The sequence below is a fragment of the Mycolicibacterium elephantis DSM 44368 genome, assembly GCF_004014805.1.
GTDB lineage: Bacteria > Actinomycetota > Actinomycetes > Mycobacteriales > Mycobacteriaceae > Mycobacterium > Mycobacterium elephantis.
In genome coordinates this window covers 155,384-170,125 of sequence record NZ_ATDN01000012.1, presented here as the reverse complement: position 1 = coordinate 170,125, position 14,742 = coordinate 155,384, and the positions used below count along the sequence as shown (strand labels likewise).

The 14,742-nt window shown below is 67.1% G+C and carries 13 protein-coding genes; 4 read left to right on the top strand and 9 right to left on the bottom strand.

Translation table 11 applies throughout. The features are described from left to right. Positions 1-89: 89 nt before the first annotated feature. The gene (locus tag MELE44368_RS10370) at positions 90-614 is read right to left on the bottom strand and encodes a TetR/AcrR family transcriptional regulator (RefSeq protein WP_241566552.1); all 525 of its coding nucleotides are present in this window, start codon (positions 612-614) and stop codon (positions 90-92) included. Positions 615-731: 117 nt separating this feature from the next. On the opposite strand from MELE44368_RS10370, the gene MELE44368_RS10365 reads away from it, so the two are divergent. The 3 genes from MELE44368_RS10365 (at position 732) to MELE44368_RS10355 (ending at position 5,498) form a co-directional block, all read left to right on the top strand. After that, positions 732-2,249: a carotenoid oxygenase family protein gene (locus tag MELE44368_RS10365; RefSeq protein ID WP_128108387.1), complete on the top strand. Its 1,518-nt coding sequence runs from the start codon at positions 732-734 to the stop codon at positions 2,247-2,249. A gap of 101 nt (positions 2,250-2,350) precedes the next feature. Further along, the gene (locus MELE44368_RS10360) at positions 2,351-3,202 is read left to right on the top strand and encodes a phytanoyl-CoA dioxygenase family protein (protein WP_128108386.1); all 852 of its coding nucleotides are present in this window, start codon (positions 2,351-2,353) and stop codon (positions 3,200-3,202) included. Between the two features lie 79 nt (positions 3,203-3,281). After that, entirely contained in the window at positions 3,282-5,498 is a 2,217-nt protein-coding gene (locus MELE44368_RS10355) for a 6-phosphofructokinase (RefSeq protein WP_128108385.1), read from the top strand. A gap of 8 nt (positions 5,499-5,506) precedes the next feature. On the opposite strand, the gene MELE44368_RS10350 is transcribed toward MELE44368_RS10355, so the two are convergent. The 4 genes from MELE44368_RS10350 to MELE44368_RS10335 form a co-directional block, all read right to left on the bottom strand. Continuing rightward, positions 5,507-5,941, bottom strand: a complete 435-nt coding sequence (locus MELE44368_RS10350; protein ID WP_128108384.1) for a hypothetical protein — start codon at positions 5,939-5,941, stop codon at positions 5,507-5,509. 258 nt (positions 5,942-6,199) lie between these two features. Further along, positions 6,200-6,688, bottom strand: a complete 489-nt coding sequence (locus MELE44368_RS10345; RefSeq protein ID WP_128108383.1) for a hypothetical protein — start codon at positions 6,686-6,688, stop codon at positions 6,200-6,202. A gap of 50 nt (positions 6,689-6,738) precedes the next feature. Then, positions 6,739-7,224: a hypothetical protein gene (locus MELE44368_RS10340; protein WP_128108382.1), complete on the bottom strand. Its 486-nt coding sequence runs from the start codon at positions 7,222-7,224 to the stop codon at positions 6,739-6,741. Between the two features lie 43 nt (positions 7,225-7,267). Beyond that, on the bottom strand, positions 7,268-7,657 hold the full coding sequence (locus tag MELE44368_RS10335) for a DUF2237 family protein (RefSeq protein ID WP_128108381.1): 390 nt from the start codon (positions 7,655-7,657) through the stop codon (positions 7,268-7,270). Positions 7,658-7,716: 59 nt separating this feature from the next. Between MELE44368_RS10335 and MELE44368_RS10330 the strand changes: the two genes are divergently transcribed. Further along, positions 7,717-8,967 (top strand): KasA/KasB family beta-ketoacyl-ACP synthase, encoded by a 1,251-nt coding sequence (locus MELE44368_RS10330; RefSeq protein ID WP_128108380.1) that lies wholly within the window; start codon positions 7,717-7,719, stop codon positions 8,965-8,967. A 57-nt stretch (positions 8,968-9,024) separates the two neighbouring features. Here the strand turns inward: MELE44368_RS10330 and MELE44368_RS10325 are convergent, their stop codons facing one another. The 4 genes from MELE44368_RS10325 to MELE44368_RS10310 all read right to left on the bottom strand — a co-directional run bounded on the left by MELE44368_RS10325 (position 9,025) and on the right by MELE44368_RS10310 (position 14,678). Continuing rightward, positions 9,025-9,918, bottom strand: coding sequence for a cyclopropane mycolic acid synthase family methyltransferase (locus MELE44368_RS10325; protein WP_164890080.1), 894 nt, complete (start codon positions 9,916-9,918; stop codon positions 9,025-9,027). A gap of 71 nt (positions 9,919-9,989) precedes the next feature. Next, on the bottom strand, positions 9,990-10,934 hold the full coding sequence (locus MELE44368_RS10320; RefSeq protein ID WP_276050560.1) for a cyclopropane mycolic acid synthase family methyltransferase: 945 nt from the start codon (positions 10,932-10,934) through the stop codon (positions 9,990-9,992). Positions 10,935-11,054: 120 nt separating this feature from the next. Then, positions 11,055-13,424 (bottom strand): lysylphosphatidylglycerol synthase transmembrane domain-containing protein, encoded by a 2,370-nt coding sequence (locus MELE44368_RS10315; protein ID WP_128108378.1) that lies wholly within the window; start codon positions 13,422-13,424, stop codon positions 11,055-11,057. A gap of 87 nt (positions 13,425-13,511) precedes the next feature. Next, entirely contained in the window at positions 13,512-14,678 is a 1,167-nt protein-coding gene (locus MELE44368_RS10310; protein WP_128108467.1) for an FAD-binding domain, read from the bottom strand. Positions 14,679-14,742: the final 64 nt, after the last annotated feature.

The window sequence follows — 14,742 nt, the reverse complement described above, 5'->3', positions numbered from 1 at the left end:
AGCAGACGCAAAACACCCAGTTCAAAGCGCTTTCTTGAACAGTTGGCGTCTGCTCGGCGGATCCCGCCAGCGGCGGGTAAGCGCGACGGTCAACTCCGCGTGATGGCGCGGCTGACCACCTCGGCCACCTCCTCATCGGTCAGTGCGCTGTCCTGGATGAGCGTGTGTGACAGGACGGTCCGGACGACGACCTCGGCGGCGGCGACGGGAGTCAGGGCGAGCTGGTCGGAACTCGGGATGGCCTGCGCGACCATCGCAGCCATCGTCTGCACCAGGTTCAACCGATCATTGCCGACGGGCAGCCCAGCATGAAGCAGCCAGTGAGGTTCGTGGTCGCGAACGTAGACGAACGCCCGGTGATTGCGGAGGTAGCGCAGCGCGGTCGTGACGATCGCGGCCGTCTGCGCCGGGGGATCGGCCTGGGGATCGAAGGCCGCGAGCGTCGCCGCGATCATCGCGCCGATCTCCTGCTCGGCGATCGCGCCCAGCAGTCCGTCCTTGTCGCCGAACTCGCGGTAGGCGGTGGCCCGCGAGACGCCGGCCCGCTCCGCGACCTGACTCAAGGTGAGCCGGTCCAGACCGCTTTCGCTGATCAACTCCAGCGCGGCCTGCACCAGTTGTGACGACGAACGAGTCCTGGCCACCGACTCTTTCTACCTCAGCTCCATTGCGGCCCGACCCAAACTGAGACTAAATTGCCAATTAGTCTCAGTTGATCCCAGGAGGGCCCGGTGATCCAAACCCCGACGCAGACCGGTACGGCGTCCGATCGGCCCGACCTCCCCGAACTCCATCGCTACCTCGCGACACTTCCGGTCAGCGAGCGAGACCAGCTGACGACGCAGCTCAACACCCTCAACGACGCCGACTTCCGAAGCCTCGGGGTCAGCGAGCCGCAGCTGGACGAATACGACTACCGCGTCGACGACATCGACGGAACCATTCCGCCAGACCTGCACGGGACCTTGTACCGCAACGGACCCGGCCGCTGGCAGGACCACAGCGGTCGGCCGCTTCACCATCTGTTCGACGGCGACGGCATGCTTTCGGCGTTCACCGTCGTCGACGGTTCGGTCCACTACAAGAACAGGTACGTGCGGACCAACCACTATCTAGGTAAAACCGGGCTGAACCACATGGGCACCGCCGCGCCCGGAGGCGTCAAGGCCAACATCGGCCGTCTTCCACCGAACCTGGCCAATACCAACGTCGTTGAACACGCCGGCCGGCTGTACGCGCTGTGGGAAGGCGGCCCGCCGCACGAGATCGACCCTGAGACACTGGAAACCCTCGGCGTCCGCCGCTTCGGCGGTGAGTTGCGCTGGGTGGGTTCGTATTCGGCGCATCCGTGCTTCTGTCCGCGTACCGGCGAGATGTTCAACTTCGGCGTCGAGTTCATCCCGCGACCGCATCTGCGGATCTATCGCACCGATTCGACGGGCCGGCTGACGCACTTCCGCTCGGCTCGACTGCCCTATGTCGCCATGGTGCACGACTTCGCGCTGACGGAGAGCCATCTGGTGTTCGTGGTATCGCCGATCATCCCGCAGGCCCTACCGATCGTGTTGGGGCTCAAGCCGATGGGCGACGCCATGCGGTACCGACCCGACCGGGGCAGCGTGTTCATCCTGGTTCCGCGCGACGGCGGAAACATCCGTACCGTCGAATACGACGCCGTCCTGATGTTCCACCTCAGCAACGCCTACGACGACGGCGGCGACACCGTCATCGACGCGATCACCTACGACGACGGGCGACTCCTGGAGCGGCTCAACAGATTCCACGTAGCACCCCTTGATGACGCGCCCTCGACGTTCATGAGATACCGCATCACGCCGTCGGGGCGCGTCCTCGCCGAGGCGCTCTCCGACCTCCCCTGTGAGTTCCCCCGCCACAACGACGCCTTCGAGGGCCGCAAACACCGCTACGCCTACCTCAACACGCGCCAGCATCTCGTCTCGTTCTACGACTCGATCACCAGACTCGACCTGAGCGACTCCTCCGCGGCGACCTACACCACGCCCGAGGCGGGAAACAGCTTCTGCGAGCCGATATTCGTCGCCAAACCCGACGCCGCCGCGGAGGACGACGGGTGGGTGCTCTCGGTGGAATACCAAGCGCGGACCCACACGTCACGCCTGGTGATCCTCGACGCCGCCGACATCGCAGCAGGCCCGATCGCCTCCGCCAACCTGCGCCACCACATCCCGCAGGGGTTCCACGGCAACTTCGCCCCGCGATCGCGCTGACACCGGGGGCGCGAGCCCGCCGGTTGTGGTCCCGGTCCTTGACCGGTGCCCCAGCAAGGTCCAGTGTCTTGCATAGGCCGACCGAACGCAGGGGAGCTGCGATGAGCATCGACGACGAGCCCGTCACCACGCTGGAGGACCTTCGCGGCGACCTCGCGGGGCGGTACAAGTGGACACCCAGCAGCGGCGCCTCGGTGGACCCGGCGATCGTCGAGGCCGACATGGCCGACATCGACCGCGACGGCTACATCATCTGGGAGAACCTGCTCAGCGCCGACGAGTGCCGCCAGATCAAGGAGACCGTTGAACCCTGGCTCGTGCATCCCGGGCGCAACGCGTTCGAGGGACGGCACACCCAGCGCGTCTACAGCCTGCTGAGCCGCACCCGGCTCTGCGACCGCCTCGTCGATCATCCGCGGGTGCTGGCCGTACTGGACCGCATCCTCATGGACAACTACCTGCTCTCGGCGCTGCAGGCCATCAACATCCAGCCGGGGGAGTCCGCCCAGCTGGCCCACCACGACGACGGCTTCTATCCGATCCCGCGGCCCCGGGAGCCCCTGGCCGCCGCGACCATCTGGGCGATCGACGACTTCACCGCCGACAACGGCGCCACCGTGCTCTACCCGGGCAGCCACCGCTGGGGCCGCCGTCGCCCCGAGCCGGACGATCCCTCGTTCCCGGTCGTCATGCCCGCCGGCTCCTGCGTCTTCTTCGTCGGCACGCTCTGGCACGGCGGAGGCGCCAACAGCAGCGCCGACGCCCGGCTCGCCGTCACCGCCCAGTACTGCCAGCCGTGGCTGCGGCCGATGGAGGCCTTCACGCTGTCGATCTCGCGCGACATCGCCCGAACCGTCTCCGACGACATCCGGCGCATGATCGGCTACAGCATCCACCCGCCGTTCGTCGGCGCCGTCGACGGGCTGCACCCGCTGCGGCTGCTCGACCAGTAGCCACCCTCGTCTCGACCGCCGTGCTGTCTACCGCTAAGACGGTATGTGGATTCGCGAACGGGGACGGAGGCCGCTGAACATGTCGGAAGTCAGTTCCGCACCATCGAGCATCGCCGTCCTGACCAGCGGCGGCGACGCCTCGGGCATGAACGCGGCGGTGCGCGCGGTCGTCCTCACCGCCGCGCACCGCGGCATCGACGTGTACGCCGTCCACGAGGGCTACCACGGCCTGGTCACCGGCGGCGACCTGATCCGGCGCATGCAACCCGCGGACGTCGACGGGATTTTGCACCGCGGCGGCACGGTCATCGGAACCGCGCGCTCCGACGAGTTCCGCACCCGCGAGGGCCGTCTGGCGGCCGCGCGCAACATGGTCGCGCACGGCATCGACGCGCTCGTCGTGATCGGTGGCGACGGCAGCCTGGCCGGTGCCAACATGTTCCGCCAGGAGTGGGCCGGGCTGCTCGCCGAATTGGTTGCAGGCGGGGCGATCTCACAGGATCTGGCCGACGCGCACCCGTTTCTGCGCCTCGTCGGCCTGGTCGGCTCGATCGACAACGACATGTGGGGCACCGACATGACGATCGGCGCCGACACGGCGCTGCACCGGATCACCGATGCGCTCGATGCCCTGCAAAGCACCGCGGCCAGCCACCAGCGCACGTTCGTGGTGGAGGTGATGGGCCGCAACTGCGGCTACCTCGCGCTGATGTCATCGCTTGCCACCGCGGCCAGCTATGTTCTCATCCCCGAGCAACCGCCGCACAGCGACTGGCCTCAGGAGATGTCTCGCCTCATCAGGGCGGGCCGGGAAATCGGCCGCCGACACGGCGTGGTCGTCGTCGCCGAGGGCGCCCATGACCGTGACGGCAACCGAATCACCTCCGAACAGGTCAGAACTCTGTTGCAGGACGACCTCGGCGAGGATGTCAGGGTCACCGTCCTCGGACACGTCCAGCGCGGCGGCGCGCCAAGCGCTTTCGACCGCTACCTCGGTACCCAGCTCGGCCATCGCGCGGTGGAGCGGCTCCTCGCCGACGAACCGCACGCGCCTGCCCAACTGATCGGGCTGCGGGGGAACCGTGTCGTCATCTTGCCGCTGATGGAATGCGTGGAGCAAACCCAAGAGGTCGCCGAACGCATGAAGAAGCGCGACTACGACGGCGTACTGAAGTTGCGCGGCAGGGGTTTTCGCGAGGCCTACCGGATCCTGCAGACCATCCAGCAGGCCGCGCCGAGTCCGCTCCCTGCCGAGCGACGCTTCCGGATCGCGGTGGTCCACGGCGGCGGACCGGCACCCGGGATGAACGCCGCGGTGCGCGCCGCCATCCGGCTCGGGCTGGACCAGGGCTACACCGTTCTCGCGGTCAACAACGGATTCCGCGGGCTGCGCGACGGCGACATCCAGGAGATGGGCTGGATGGACATCAGCGGCTGGGTGTCCGAGGGTGGCGCCGAGATCGGCACCAACCGCTACGTGCCCGGCCCCGACGCCGTCGCCCGGATCGCCGAACAGGTTGCCGCACACCGCATCAACGGGCTCTTGGTGGCCGGCGGCTGGGACGGCTACCGGGCCGCGCACGAACTCGATCGACACCGGCAGCAGTACTCCGCGCTCGACATCCCGATCGTGTGCCTGCCGATGACCATCAACAACGACGTCCCCGCAACCGAATTGAGCATCGGCAGCGACACGGCGCTCAACAGCATCGTCACCGACGTGGACAAGATACGGCGCTCCGCGGTCGCCACCCGACGCGTCTTCGTGGTCGAGGTGATGGGCCGCGACTGCGGCTACCTCGCGCTGGTGTCCGGGTTGGCCACCGGCGCCGAACGCATCTACCTGCCCGAGGAGGGCATCACGCTCGGCAGCCTCACCGCCGACGTCCATGCCCTCGCCGAGGGTTTCCGAGCAGGCAAGAGGGTCGGCCTGATCGTCCGGGGCGAAGGTTCCGATCCCGTGTACGCAACGGATTTCATCACCTCCCTGTTCGAGAAGGAAGGCGGGGACCTGTTCGACGCCCGGGCCGAGATCTTGGGACATGTCCAGGAAGGTGGCAATCCCTCGCCGTTCGACCGGATCCAGGCGACGATCCTGACCGCCCGCTGCATCGAATTCCTCTCAGAGCAACTGCGATCGGGCGGGCGGGCCGGCGCGATGATCGGATTCCTTTCCGGCGAGGTCCGATTCACCGATCTCGCGCGCTACCCGACGCTCGTCGAGAAGAACGTCCACCGGCCCCTCGAACAGCCGTGGCTGGATCACCGCGAACTCGCCGCGATCATGCGCGGGTGAGCGCGATGTCAGGCGGCGTGGTGACGCGTGTGCCGAACCTTCGCGCCGTCGCGCAGGTTGCGGGCCTCCGCGTAGGAGTGGCCGGCGAGCAGGTTGAACTTGATGGCGAACATCTGCGCGTCGCCGCTGGCGCCGTATGAGTACGGGAGCCGCCGGCGGATGTCGCAGCCCGCGTTCTCGATGATGACCTGGACCTCGTCAGCGTCCCCGCCGGTGGTGGCGGCGGTGGCGCTGAGCCCCGTGAGCGCAAATCGTGGGGCATCCGGGCCAGATCCGACGATCAGATGCGTTCGCGTCAACCGCAGATCGTCGAAGGACAGCAGCACACCATCCGCGCGATCCCGCCGGCGTTTGCCCCGCTCCACGAAGTACGCGATGGTCATCATGACCGCCATGGGCACGACCAGCGCACCGATCCAAGCGGGACTCAACCTCGGGTCCATCGCTTCCCCTTCAGGCGGATCGGGCGCCAGATGAATTCATCAAGGCGTGATCTCCATCACATCACTATTCGGTCACGGTGTACCAGAAATGAGAAAATTCAAACCTGAACTTTTCGAGCGAGCCGGGCGCGGCCGTCCCCGCCCGAACGCGCCGCCCAGCCAGATGGTGAACGCAGGTCACAGCAGCAAACGCGGACGCCGGGTGGTTAGGTCATCGAACCAACCACTTGAATGCAAGTCAGGCGGCGGCGCGGGACATCACCTCGTCGGCGTCAGGCGGATGGCCGCGAAGCCCACCCGGGACACCGCCTCCGCGAACTCCTCGACCGTCGGAATCCGGCGCTGGTCGCGGAACTTCAGGCCCATCATCATCTGCGCCCGCTTGGGTCCGTAGGACTCCGCGCAGCGCCGGGAGATCTCGGCGACCGCGGCGGGGTCGGTGATCAGCTCACCGTGCACCCGCCTCGTCGACCCGGCGTGCCGCAGGATGGCGTCGGCACCGTCGCGGAAGTTGTTCTTCCACGGCGCGCTCGTCAGCGCGTAGTACACACCGTCAATCTGGTGGGCGCTCAACGGAAACGAGTACTTGCGCCCGCTCTTGCGTCCGGTCACGACCAGCAGCATCAACTGCTTGCGCAGCGAACCCATCAGCGGAGTGAGCATCAGGGCTTTCACCGTCGGGTTGGCCATGCGCAGCAGGCGCTCCGGCGGGTGCGAGAGGGTGACCGCGGGCTGCTTTTCAGTCATGCGCCTACCGTACGGCCAAACCCGGGGCCGGTCAGCGCAACGATGAGCAACTATCCCGACGGGGTGAAACGGATCGCGGCGATCTTCTCCCGTGCGGCCGCCTCGGTGAACTCTTCCACGGTCGGCATCCGCGGCTCGCGGAACTTCAGCCCCATCATGGTCTGCGCGCGTTTGACACCGTAGGACTGCGCGCCCCGGTGAGCGAGCTCGCCGACGCTTGCCGGGTCCGTGATGAGTTCACCACGCATCGGGGTGGTCTTGCCGTCGTACACCACCTGCGCCTCGGCGCCGTCGCGGAAGTTGTGCTTCCAGCCCGCGTTCGCGATCGCGTAGAGCTCGCCGTCAATTCGATGTGCGCTCACCGGGATCGAGAACTTCCGGCCGGTCTTGCGTCCGGTGAAGTTCAGCACCATGAAGCGTCTGCGCAGCGGCCCGACCAGCGGTGTGCGCAACGCGAACCGCAGGATCGGGTTGACGGTCCGCAGCAGGGCCTGCGGCGGATGGCCGATCGTGACCGCGGGTGATACGTCTGTCATGCGCCCACGCTACGACGAACCGGCGTCGCGGCGGAAGGGAGCGTCACAGGTCCCCGGGATCGTCGGGCACATCCACGGCGTGCTCGCTCAGCGCCTCCAACGGGACCACCTCGAGCGTGCGTTCGTGCGTGCACGCGAGCACCACCGGCGCGGCCACGCCGTCGTGATACGCCCGCAGCCAATTCACCGCCGTGACACACCAACGGTCACCGGGTTTCAACCCCGGAAAACGGAACTCGGGCCGCGGCGTCGACAGGTCGTTGCCGATGCCGCGCTGGTGGGCCAGGAACTCCGCCGTCACGACAGCACAGATGGTGTGTCTGCCGATGTCCTCCGGCCCGGTCGAACAGCAACCGTCACGGTAGAAACCGGTGAGCGGGTCGGTGCCGCACGGCTCTAGCACTTCGCCCAAAACGTTGCGTTCAAATACCAAACCATCGCCTCCGCAGCATCAGGCCCTAATGTAATGGGTGGCATGGAGGAGCACCGGGTATGACGACGCTGAGCACGGGCGATCGGTTCCCTGAGGTCGTGGTCACCGCGGTAACGGCCACGACGTCGTTGGCGCCCGACACCGAACAGACATGGCAGCAACTGCTGCAGGGTGAAAGCGGTATCCGCGCACTGGACAAGTGGTTTGTCGGCGAATACGAATCACCGGTCAAGATCGGCGGACAGCTCCGCGAAGACTTCGACGAGCAGCTCAACCGGGTCGAGAAGCGCCGAATGGCGTTCATGCAGAAGATGTCCACCTTGCTCGGGCGCCGGTTGTGGGAGACCGCCGGCTCCCCCGAGGTCGACACCCGACGGCTGATGGTCTCGGTCGGGCTCGCGCTGGGTTCGACGGAGGAGATCCCCGCCCAGTACGACGCGTGGAAACAGAAAGGGCTGCGCGCGGTTTCGCCTCTGGCCGTGCAGATGTACATGCCCAACGCGGCAGCGGCCGCACTCGGGCTGGACCATCAGGCGAAGGCGGGAATCCTGTCGCCGGTGATGGCCGACGCCTCAGGGTCGGCGGCCATCGCCCAGGCCTGGCGACACATCGTGTTCGGTGACGCCGACGTCGCCATCTGCGGTGGGGTGGAGACCGAGGTCGAGGCGGTCCCGATCGCGGCGTTCCTGCAGCAGGGCATCATGTCGACGCACAACGCCGACCCGGCCGGCGCGTGTCGCCCGTTCGACAAGAACCGCGACGGCATGGTGCTGGCCGAAGGCGGCGCGCTGCTGCTCCTCGAGAGAGCGGAGCACGCCAAGGCCCGCGGGGCACGTGTTCTCGCCCGGTTGATGGGCGCGGCGATGACGTCCGACGGCTACGACGCCATCGATATCGACCCGTCCGGCGAGCACGCGGGCGACGCCATCAGCCGCGCGATCGAGGTGGCCGGGCTCAGCCCCACCGACATCGACCACATCAACGCCCACGCGTGCGGCATCCCCATCGGCGACCTCGCCGAGGCGCGCGCCATTCATCGCGCGCTCGGCACCCACCAACCGGCCGTGTACGCGCCCAAGGCGGCGTTGGGCCATTCGCTGGGCGCCGCCGGAGCGGTGGAAGCCATGCTGACCGTGAAGACCCTGAGCGAGGGCGTCATTCCGGCCACCCGCAACTACGCCGAACCGGATCCCGAGATCAACCTCGACGTCGTCGCCGGCAGCCCGCGCCGCGGCGACTACCGTTACGCGGTCAGCACCTCGTTCGGGTTCGGCGGCTACAACGTCGCGCTGGTGTTCGGCGCTCCCTAATTAGGGCGATTTCGGTGCGGTAAGCAGCGCTCAGCGCGCGTAAGCGCACCGAAATCGCTACTTCACGAGGGTGAACTGGCCGACCTCGCAGATGCCGCGCTCGAAGAAGTCCGCGCATCCGGTCAGATAGCGCATGTAGCGCTGGTAGACCTCCTCCGACGTCACGGCGACGGCCTCGTCGTGATGCGCCTCCAGGGCATCGGCCCAAGTCCGCAGGGTGCGCACATAGTGTGGGGTCAACTTGTCCAGCTGGGCGAGCGAGAAGCCGGCGTCGCGCGAGTAGTCGACGACGTCCTCGTCGCACGGCACGGCGCCGCCGGGGAAGATCTCCTTGGCGATGAACCGCATGAACTTCAAGTCGCTCATGACGATCGGGATGCCCATCTCCGGCCAGCGCCTCAGCGGGTGACCCATGATGGTCTGCAGCAGCATCCGGCCGTCGCTGGGCATGACGCGGTAGCAGGTCTCGAAGAACGCCTTGTACTTCGACTTGGGCCACGCCTCGAACGCCTCGATGCTGATGACGCGGTCGACGCGGCCCTCGAACTCCTCCCAGCCCTGCAGGTGCACCTTGCGGGACCGTGCGGTGTCGATGCCGCCCAGCATGTCGTTGGCGAACGCGCACTGGTTCTTGCTCAACGTCAAACCGACGACGTTGACGTCGTACTTCTCGATCGCCCGCTTCATCACCGAGCCCCAGCCGCACCCGACGTCGAGCAGCGTCATCCCGGGCTGCAACTCGAGCTTGCCGAGCGCGAGGTCGATCTTGGCCATCTGCGCCTCTTCCAGGGTCATGTCGTCCCGCTGGTAGTAGGCGCTGCTGTAGGTGCGCGACGGGTCTTGGAAGAGCCCGAAGAACTCGTTGGATATGTCGTAATGGGCCTGAACATCCTCGAATGCTGGCCGCATATCCGTCGAAACCTTCGTCGAGCCCGACCTGCTCTCCGACATCAGCGTTCGGCTCCTTCAGCTATGAGGTGCGAAATTGACGCACTTTGTATATCGCAATTTTCCTAAATCGGCTAAACGCCCGCCTTCACGCACGTGTATTGGCAAACGTCGGTGTAGCCGTCGCGGAACAGGTTCGCGCAGCCGGTCAGGTACTTGTGGAACCGCTCGTACACCTCTTCGGAGGTGACGGCGATCGCCTCGTCCTTCTTGGCCTCCAGGTTGGCCGCCCAGGTGTCCAGCGTCCTGGCGTAATGCGGTTGCAGGTGCTGCTCGCGCGTGACGGTGTAGCCGGCCCTGACGGCATGGTCCTTGACCATCGAGCCCAGCGGCAGACGGCCGCCGGGATAGATCTCGTCCATGATGAACTTGATGAAGCGCACGTTGGACATCGTCAGCGGCAGCTTCTTGGCTTTGATCTCCTCGTCCTCGGGAATGATGATCGTGTGTAGCAACATCACCCCGTCGTCGGGCAGCCAGCTGAAGGTCTTCTTGAAGTAGTCGTCGTACTTGTTGAAGCCGAAGTGCTCGAACGCCCCGATCGACACGATCCGGTCGACGCGGCCCTCGAACTCCTCCCACGGCTGCAGCCGGACCTCCATGTGCCGCTTGCTTTTCGAGTTCGCGAACCAGTGGTCCTCGATGTGCTGCTTCTGGTTCTCCGAGAGCGTCAGCCCGATCACGTTGACGTCGTAGCGATCGACGGCCCGCATGATCGTGGAGCCCCAGCCGCAACCGATGTCCAGCAACGTCATTCCCGGCTGCAGGCCCAGCTTGCCGAGCGCGAGGTCGACCTTGGCCATCTGGGCTTGCTCGAGCGTCATGTCGTCGCGCTCGAAGTAGGCACAGCTATACGTCTGGGTCGGGTCCTGCCACAGCCGGAAGAAATCGTTGGAGATGTCGTAGTGGAACTGGACTTCCTTCTTGTCGGAGCCGCGGGTCTGCGCCGCCGACCTCGACAGCCATTTGGATTCCGCGTGGGGGGTGATCCCCGTCATTGCGCCTGATGAATCTGTCATCGTCACCCTTGCCGATCCTGGGTTTTGGTTGTTTCATCGCGCAGGTCTTCTCGACACGATGAGACGACAGTACCTCGCGATCGGGCGGTGTTGTATTGGGCCCGCCGACGCGTCGACCTGCTAAATTCGCCCTTTTTCGGTCATCCAGCGCATCACCTGCCAGCCCGCGAACACCGGCAGCCAGATCGTGAGAACGCGGTAGAGCAGAACCGAGGGCACCGCGACCGCCGCCGGCATGCCGAACGCCGCCAGACCGCCGATCAGCGCCGCCTCGACGGCGCCGACGCCGCCGGGCGTGGGGGCGGCCGACGCCAGCGTCCCGCCGATCATCGTCACCACGGTGACGGTGATGAACGACGTGTCCCCGCCGAACGCCTCGATCGCCGCCCACAGCGCGAACGCGTTACCGAGAGTCGTTGCCGCACAGCCCGCCACGATGATCGCGAGCCGTTTGGGTTCGCGGGCGAGTTCGGTGAGGTGGCCGATCATCTCCTGCAGCCGCGGCCGCACCGAGGTGGCCAGCCACCGGCGCAGCTTGGGCACCAGCAGGAAGGTGCCGATCAGGCCCAGCGCCAGCCCGGCCACCAGATACAGCACCGCGATGTCGGGGACGAAGCGGCCGAGGTCCGCCGAGACCCCCGCCGCGGTGCTGAAGAAGATCAGCAGCGCGATGTGGGTGATCACCTGGACCGACTGTTGCAGCGCGACGGCGGTGGTGGCGCGCATCGGGCTGACACCGCCCTTCTGCAGGTAGCGCGCGGACAGCGCGAGGCCGCCGACGCCCGCCGGGGTGGTGGTCGCGGCGAACTTGTTGGCGACCTGCATGACGGTCAGCCCGCGCAGGGTGACCAGCCCGTCGGCGCACGCCCAAAGCGACGCCGCCGCACCGATATACGTCAGCCCCGATGCCGCCAGCCCGACCAGCGCCCACCACCAGTTCGCGGTGCGCAGTTCGGTGACGAACGTCGGCACCGAGCTCAGGAACGGATAGGCCACGTACACCAGCGCGATCAGCAGCACCAGCTGGATGATCTGGCTGCGGGTGAACCGGGTGACCGTTTCGCTGCGGATCTCGTCGACGAGGGTCTGGCGCTTGACCTCGTCGCGGGCTTCGGAGATGACGGTCCCCGCGTCGCGGACGGACTGGCGAATGGGTTGTGGCACAGCCGCTTTGGTGAGTCGACGAGAGGCGGTGAGCACCGCGTCCTTGCCGAACGCGTCGATGGCGGCGCGCACGGCGGAGGGCGCGTCGTACAGGTCGGTGGTGGTGACCAGCAGCTGGGCGATGTCGGAGCGCAGCTGGGCGTCGGTGGCGCCGTACTCGGCCTTGTCGAAGCCGCCGAACAGCACCTGGTCCTCGTCGACGGTGATCTCACTGCTGCGCAGATCACCGTGGGAGATCTGACAGTCGTGCAGCTCGCGTAACGACTCCCACACCCGGCCGACGGGCATCTCGTGTTCGTTGATGGGGGTGCCGCGGGCGGGCGTGTGGGCATACAGCGTCCAGCCGCGGTCGAGCGCGGCGACGCTGATCGTCGAGGTGTTGGCCAGGCCGAGTTGCCCGATCGCGATGGCCATCAACGCGCGGTGCTCGACGAGGCGACGCATCGAAGCGTGCAGGGGCGCGGTCTCCCGGTTGCGCAGCCGCACCTTGTTCCACAGCTGCACCAGCACGCCGCCGCCGCGCTGGTGCGGACCGTACAGTTCCATCACCGCCGAGTCCTGCTGGCCCTCACACGTCGCGAGCAGCAACAGCGGCCCCGCACCCGCCGGCCGCACCACCCTCAGCGCGGCGACGGTGCAGCCGCGCCGCGCCATCGCGCGCACGGCGCCGTCCAGCGGCACCTCGAGACCGGGGGTGCCGACGACGAGCACGACCAGCGCGCCGACGAACCAGCCGACGGCGAGGCCGAACAGCGAGCGGGCGGGCACGATCGCGCTGATCACCAGGTGCACCGGCACGAACGCCAGCAGCAGCCCCCACCACCAGCGCCGCCAGCGCGCCGGAAGCCACGGCCCCGAAACGGTGAGCACCGCGGCCAGCATCGCGATCCAGCGGGGGTCGTCGACGAACTGTGAGGTGACCGAGTCCAGGCGATCGGACAGGTCGAAGTGCCAGCGCGGCGCGGCCAGGCCGTCGCCGCTCACCGACAGCGCCAGCCCGGCGATGGCCGCGGCGGCCCCGTAGGCGCCGAGCAGTTTCCACTGCCGCGAGACGATCAGGCCGACCAGGATCACGAACGGCAGCGCCAGCAACGCGATGCCGTAACCGATGTACACCAGGTTGGCCTGGGTGGGGGTGAGCACCCCGACGATCTGAGAGATCGACTGCTCCAGCGCCACCCACTCGTTTCGGGTGATCAGCGAGCTGAAGATGACGATCGCCAGAAACAGCCCGGAGAGCACGACCCGCAGGATGTCGTTGGTGCGTCGCGTCAGGGGTTGCAGCAGGCTGCCGGAAACGGTGATCTCCCGCCCGTCAACACGCATGTCTCCACGATCTTTCGTCCTGGGGTCGCGGGGGTGGCGACTCGCCGACAACCTATCGGTACTGCGTCGGTTGTCGGCGTTGCCGCGCTAGATCGCGTAGTCGGGCAGCTCGAAATCGTCGGCGACGCTACCGGCCAACATCCTGGCCAGCGGCGGGAAGGCAAAGCTGCGGATGGCGACGTTGCGAAACCACAGGCCGAATCGGGTCTTGGTGGCGAAGAAGCCGATCAGCCGTTTGGCGCCAGCCTGCTTGTCGTCGATGAACGGTCGCAGCTGGGCCTCGTAGGCGGCGAAGGCGCGGTGGTGGTCGCCGCCGGCGCGCTGCAACTCTCCGGCGAGCACGTAGGCCTCGGTGATCGCCAGCCCGGTGCCTTCGCCGCCGAGCAGCGAGATGCAGCCCGCCGCGTCGCCGATCAGCATCACCCGGCCCTGTGACCACCGGTCCATCCGGATCTGGCTGACCACATCGAAATAGATGTCGTCGACGCCGTCCACCGCAGCGAGGATCTGCGCGCATTCCCAGCCGGCCTCGTCGAACTGGTTGTGCAACTGCTGCTTCGGGGACAGTCCGGCGTTGTCGTGCTCGTCGCGCCAGACGAACAGGAACAGGGTGCGGTCCCCGCGCAGCGCGAAGCGGCCGACCTGCTTACCGGGGACGTTGTAGGTGAGGTAGACCAGTTCGTCGCGCGGACGGTAGCCGTCGACCACGCAGGAGGCGACCTTGCAGCCCAGGTAGTGCTCGTAGTCCTGTTCGGGGCCGAAGACCAGGCGTCGCACGTTGGAGTGCAGTCCGTCGGCGCCGATGACGAGGTCGAACTCCTGCGGCTCGGCGTGCTCGAAGGTGAGCCGCACCCCGTCGGGATGCTCGTCGAGCGTGGCGATGCTGTCGCCGAAGAGGGCGTCGACCTTGCCGTCGATGGTGTCGTAGATGGCTGCCGCGAGGTCGCCGCGGGGCAGGCTGATCATGTCGTCGCCGACGATCGTGCCCAAGGTGTCGACGTGCAGCTCGGACTTGGTCTTGCCGTCGGCGCCGACGGTGCGCACCGACTGCACTTCATAACCGGCGTCTCGGATGGCCGGCTCGATACCCATGCGGCACGCGACCCGGTAGCCGACCCCCCAGAAGTCGATCATGTAGCCGCCGGTGCGAAACGCCGGTGCCTGCTCGATGAGCGTCGGCGTGTGGCCCGCACGCTGCAGCCAGTGCGCGATCGCCGCGCCGGCCACGCCCGCGCCGCTGATGGCGACCTTCATGTTCACGTGCCAATCAGCGTAGTGGGATTGGCCGGCCCGGGTACTCCTGTGCGGTGACTGCATT

Bases quoted from the DNA above. Each gene is read 5' to 3' on its own strand.
- MELE44368_RS10360 (WP_128108386.1), top strand. From the start codon at position 2,351: ATGAGCATCGACGACGAGCCCGTCACCACGCTGGAGGACCTTCGCGGC.
- MELE44368_RS10355 (WP_128108385.1), top strand. From the start codon at position 3,282: ATGTCGGAAGTCAGTTCCGCACCATCGAGCATCGCCGTCCTGACCAGC.
- MELE44368_RS10350 (WP_128108384.1), bottom strand. From the start codon at position 5,941: ATGGACCCGAGGTTGAGTCCCGCTTGGATCGGTGCGCTGGTCGTGCCC.
- MELE44368_RS10345 (WP_128108383.1), bottom strand. From the start codon at position 6,688: ATGACTGAAAAGCAGCCCGCGGTCACCCTCTCGCACCCGCCGGAGCGC.
- MELE44368_RS10340 (WP_128108382.1), bottom strand. From the start codon at position 7,224: ATGACAGACGTATCACCCGCGGTCACGATCGGCCATCCGCCGCAGGCC.
- MELE44368_RS10330 (WP_128108380.1), top strand. From the start codon at position 7,717: ATGACGACGCTGAGCACGGGCGATCGGTTCCCTGAGGTCGTGGTCACC.
- MELE44368_RS10325 (WP_164890080.1), bottom strand. From the start codon at position 9,918: ATGTCGGAGAGCAGGTCGGGCTCGACGAAGGTTTCGACGGATATGCGG.
- MELE44368_RS10320 (WP_276050560.1), bottom strand. From the start codon at position 10,934: ATGACAGATTCATCAGGCGCAATGACGGGGATCACCCCCCACGCGGAA.
- MELE44368_RS10315 (WP_128108378.1), bottom strand. From the start codon at position 13,424: ATGCGTGTTGACGGGCGGGAGATCACCGTTTCCGGCAGCCTGCTGCAA.
- MELE44368_RS10310 (WP_128108467.1), bottom strand. From the start codon at position 14,678: ATGAAGGTCGCCATCAGCGGCGCGGGCGTGGCCGGCGCGGCGATCGCG.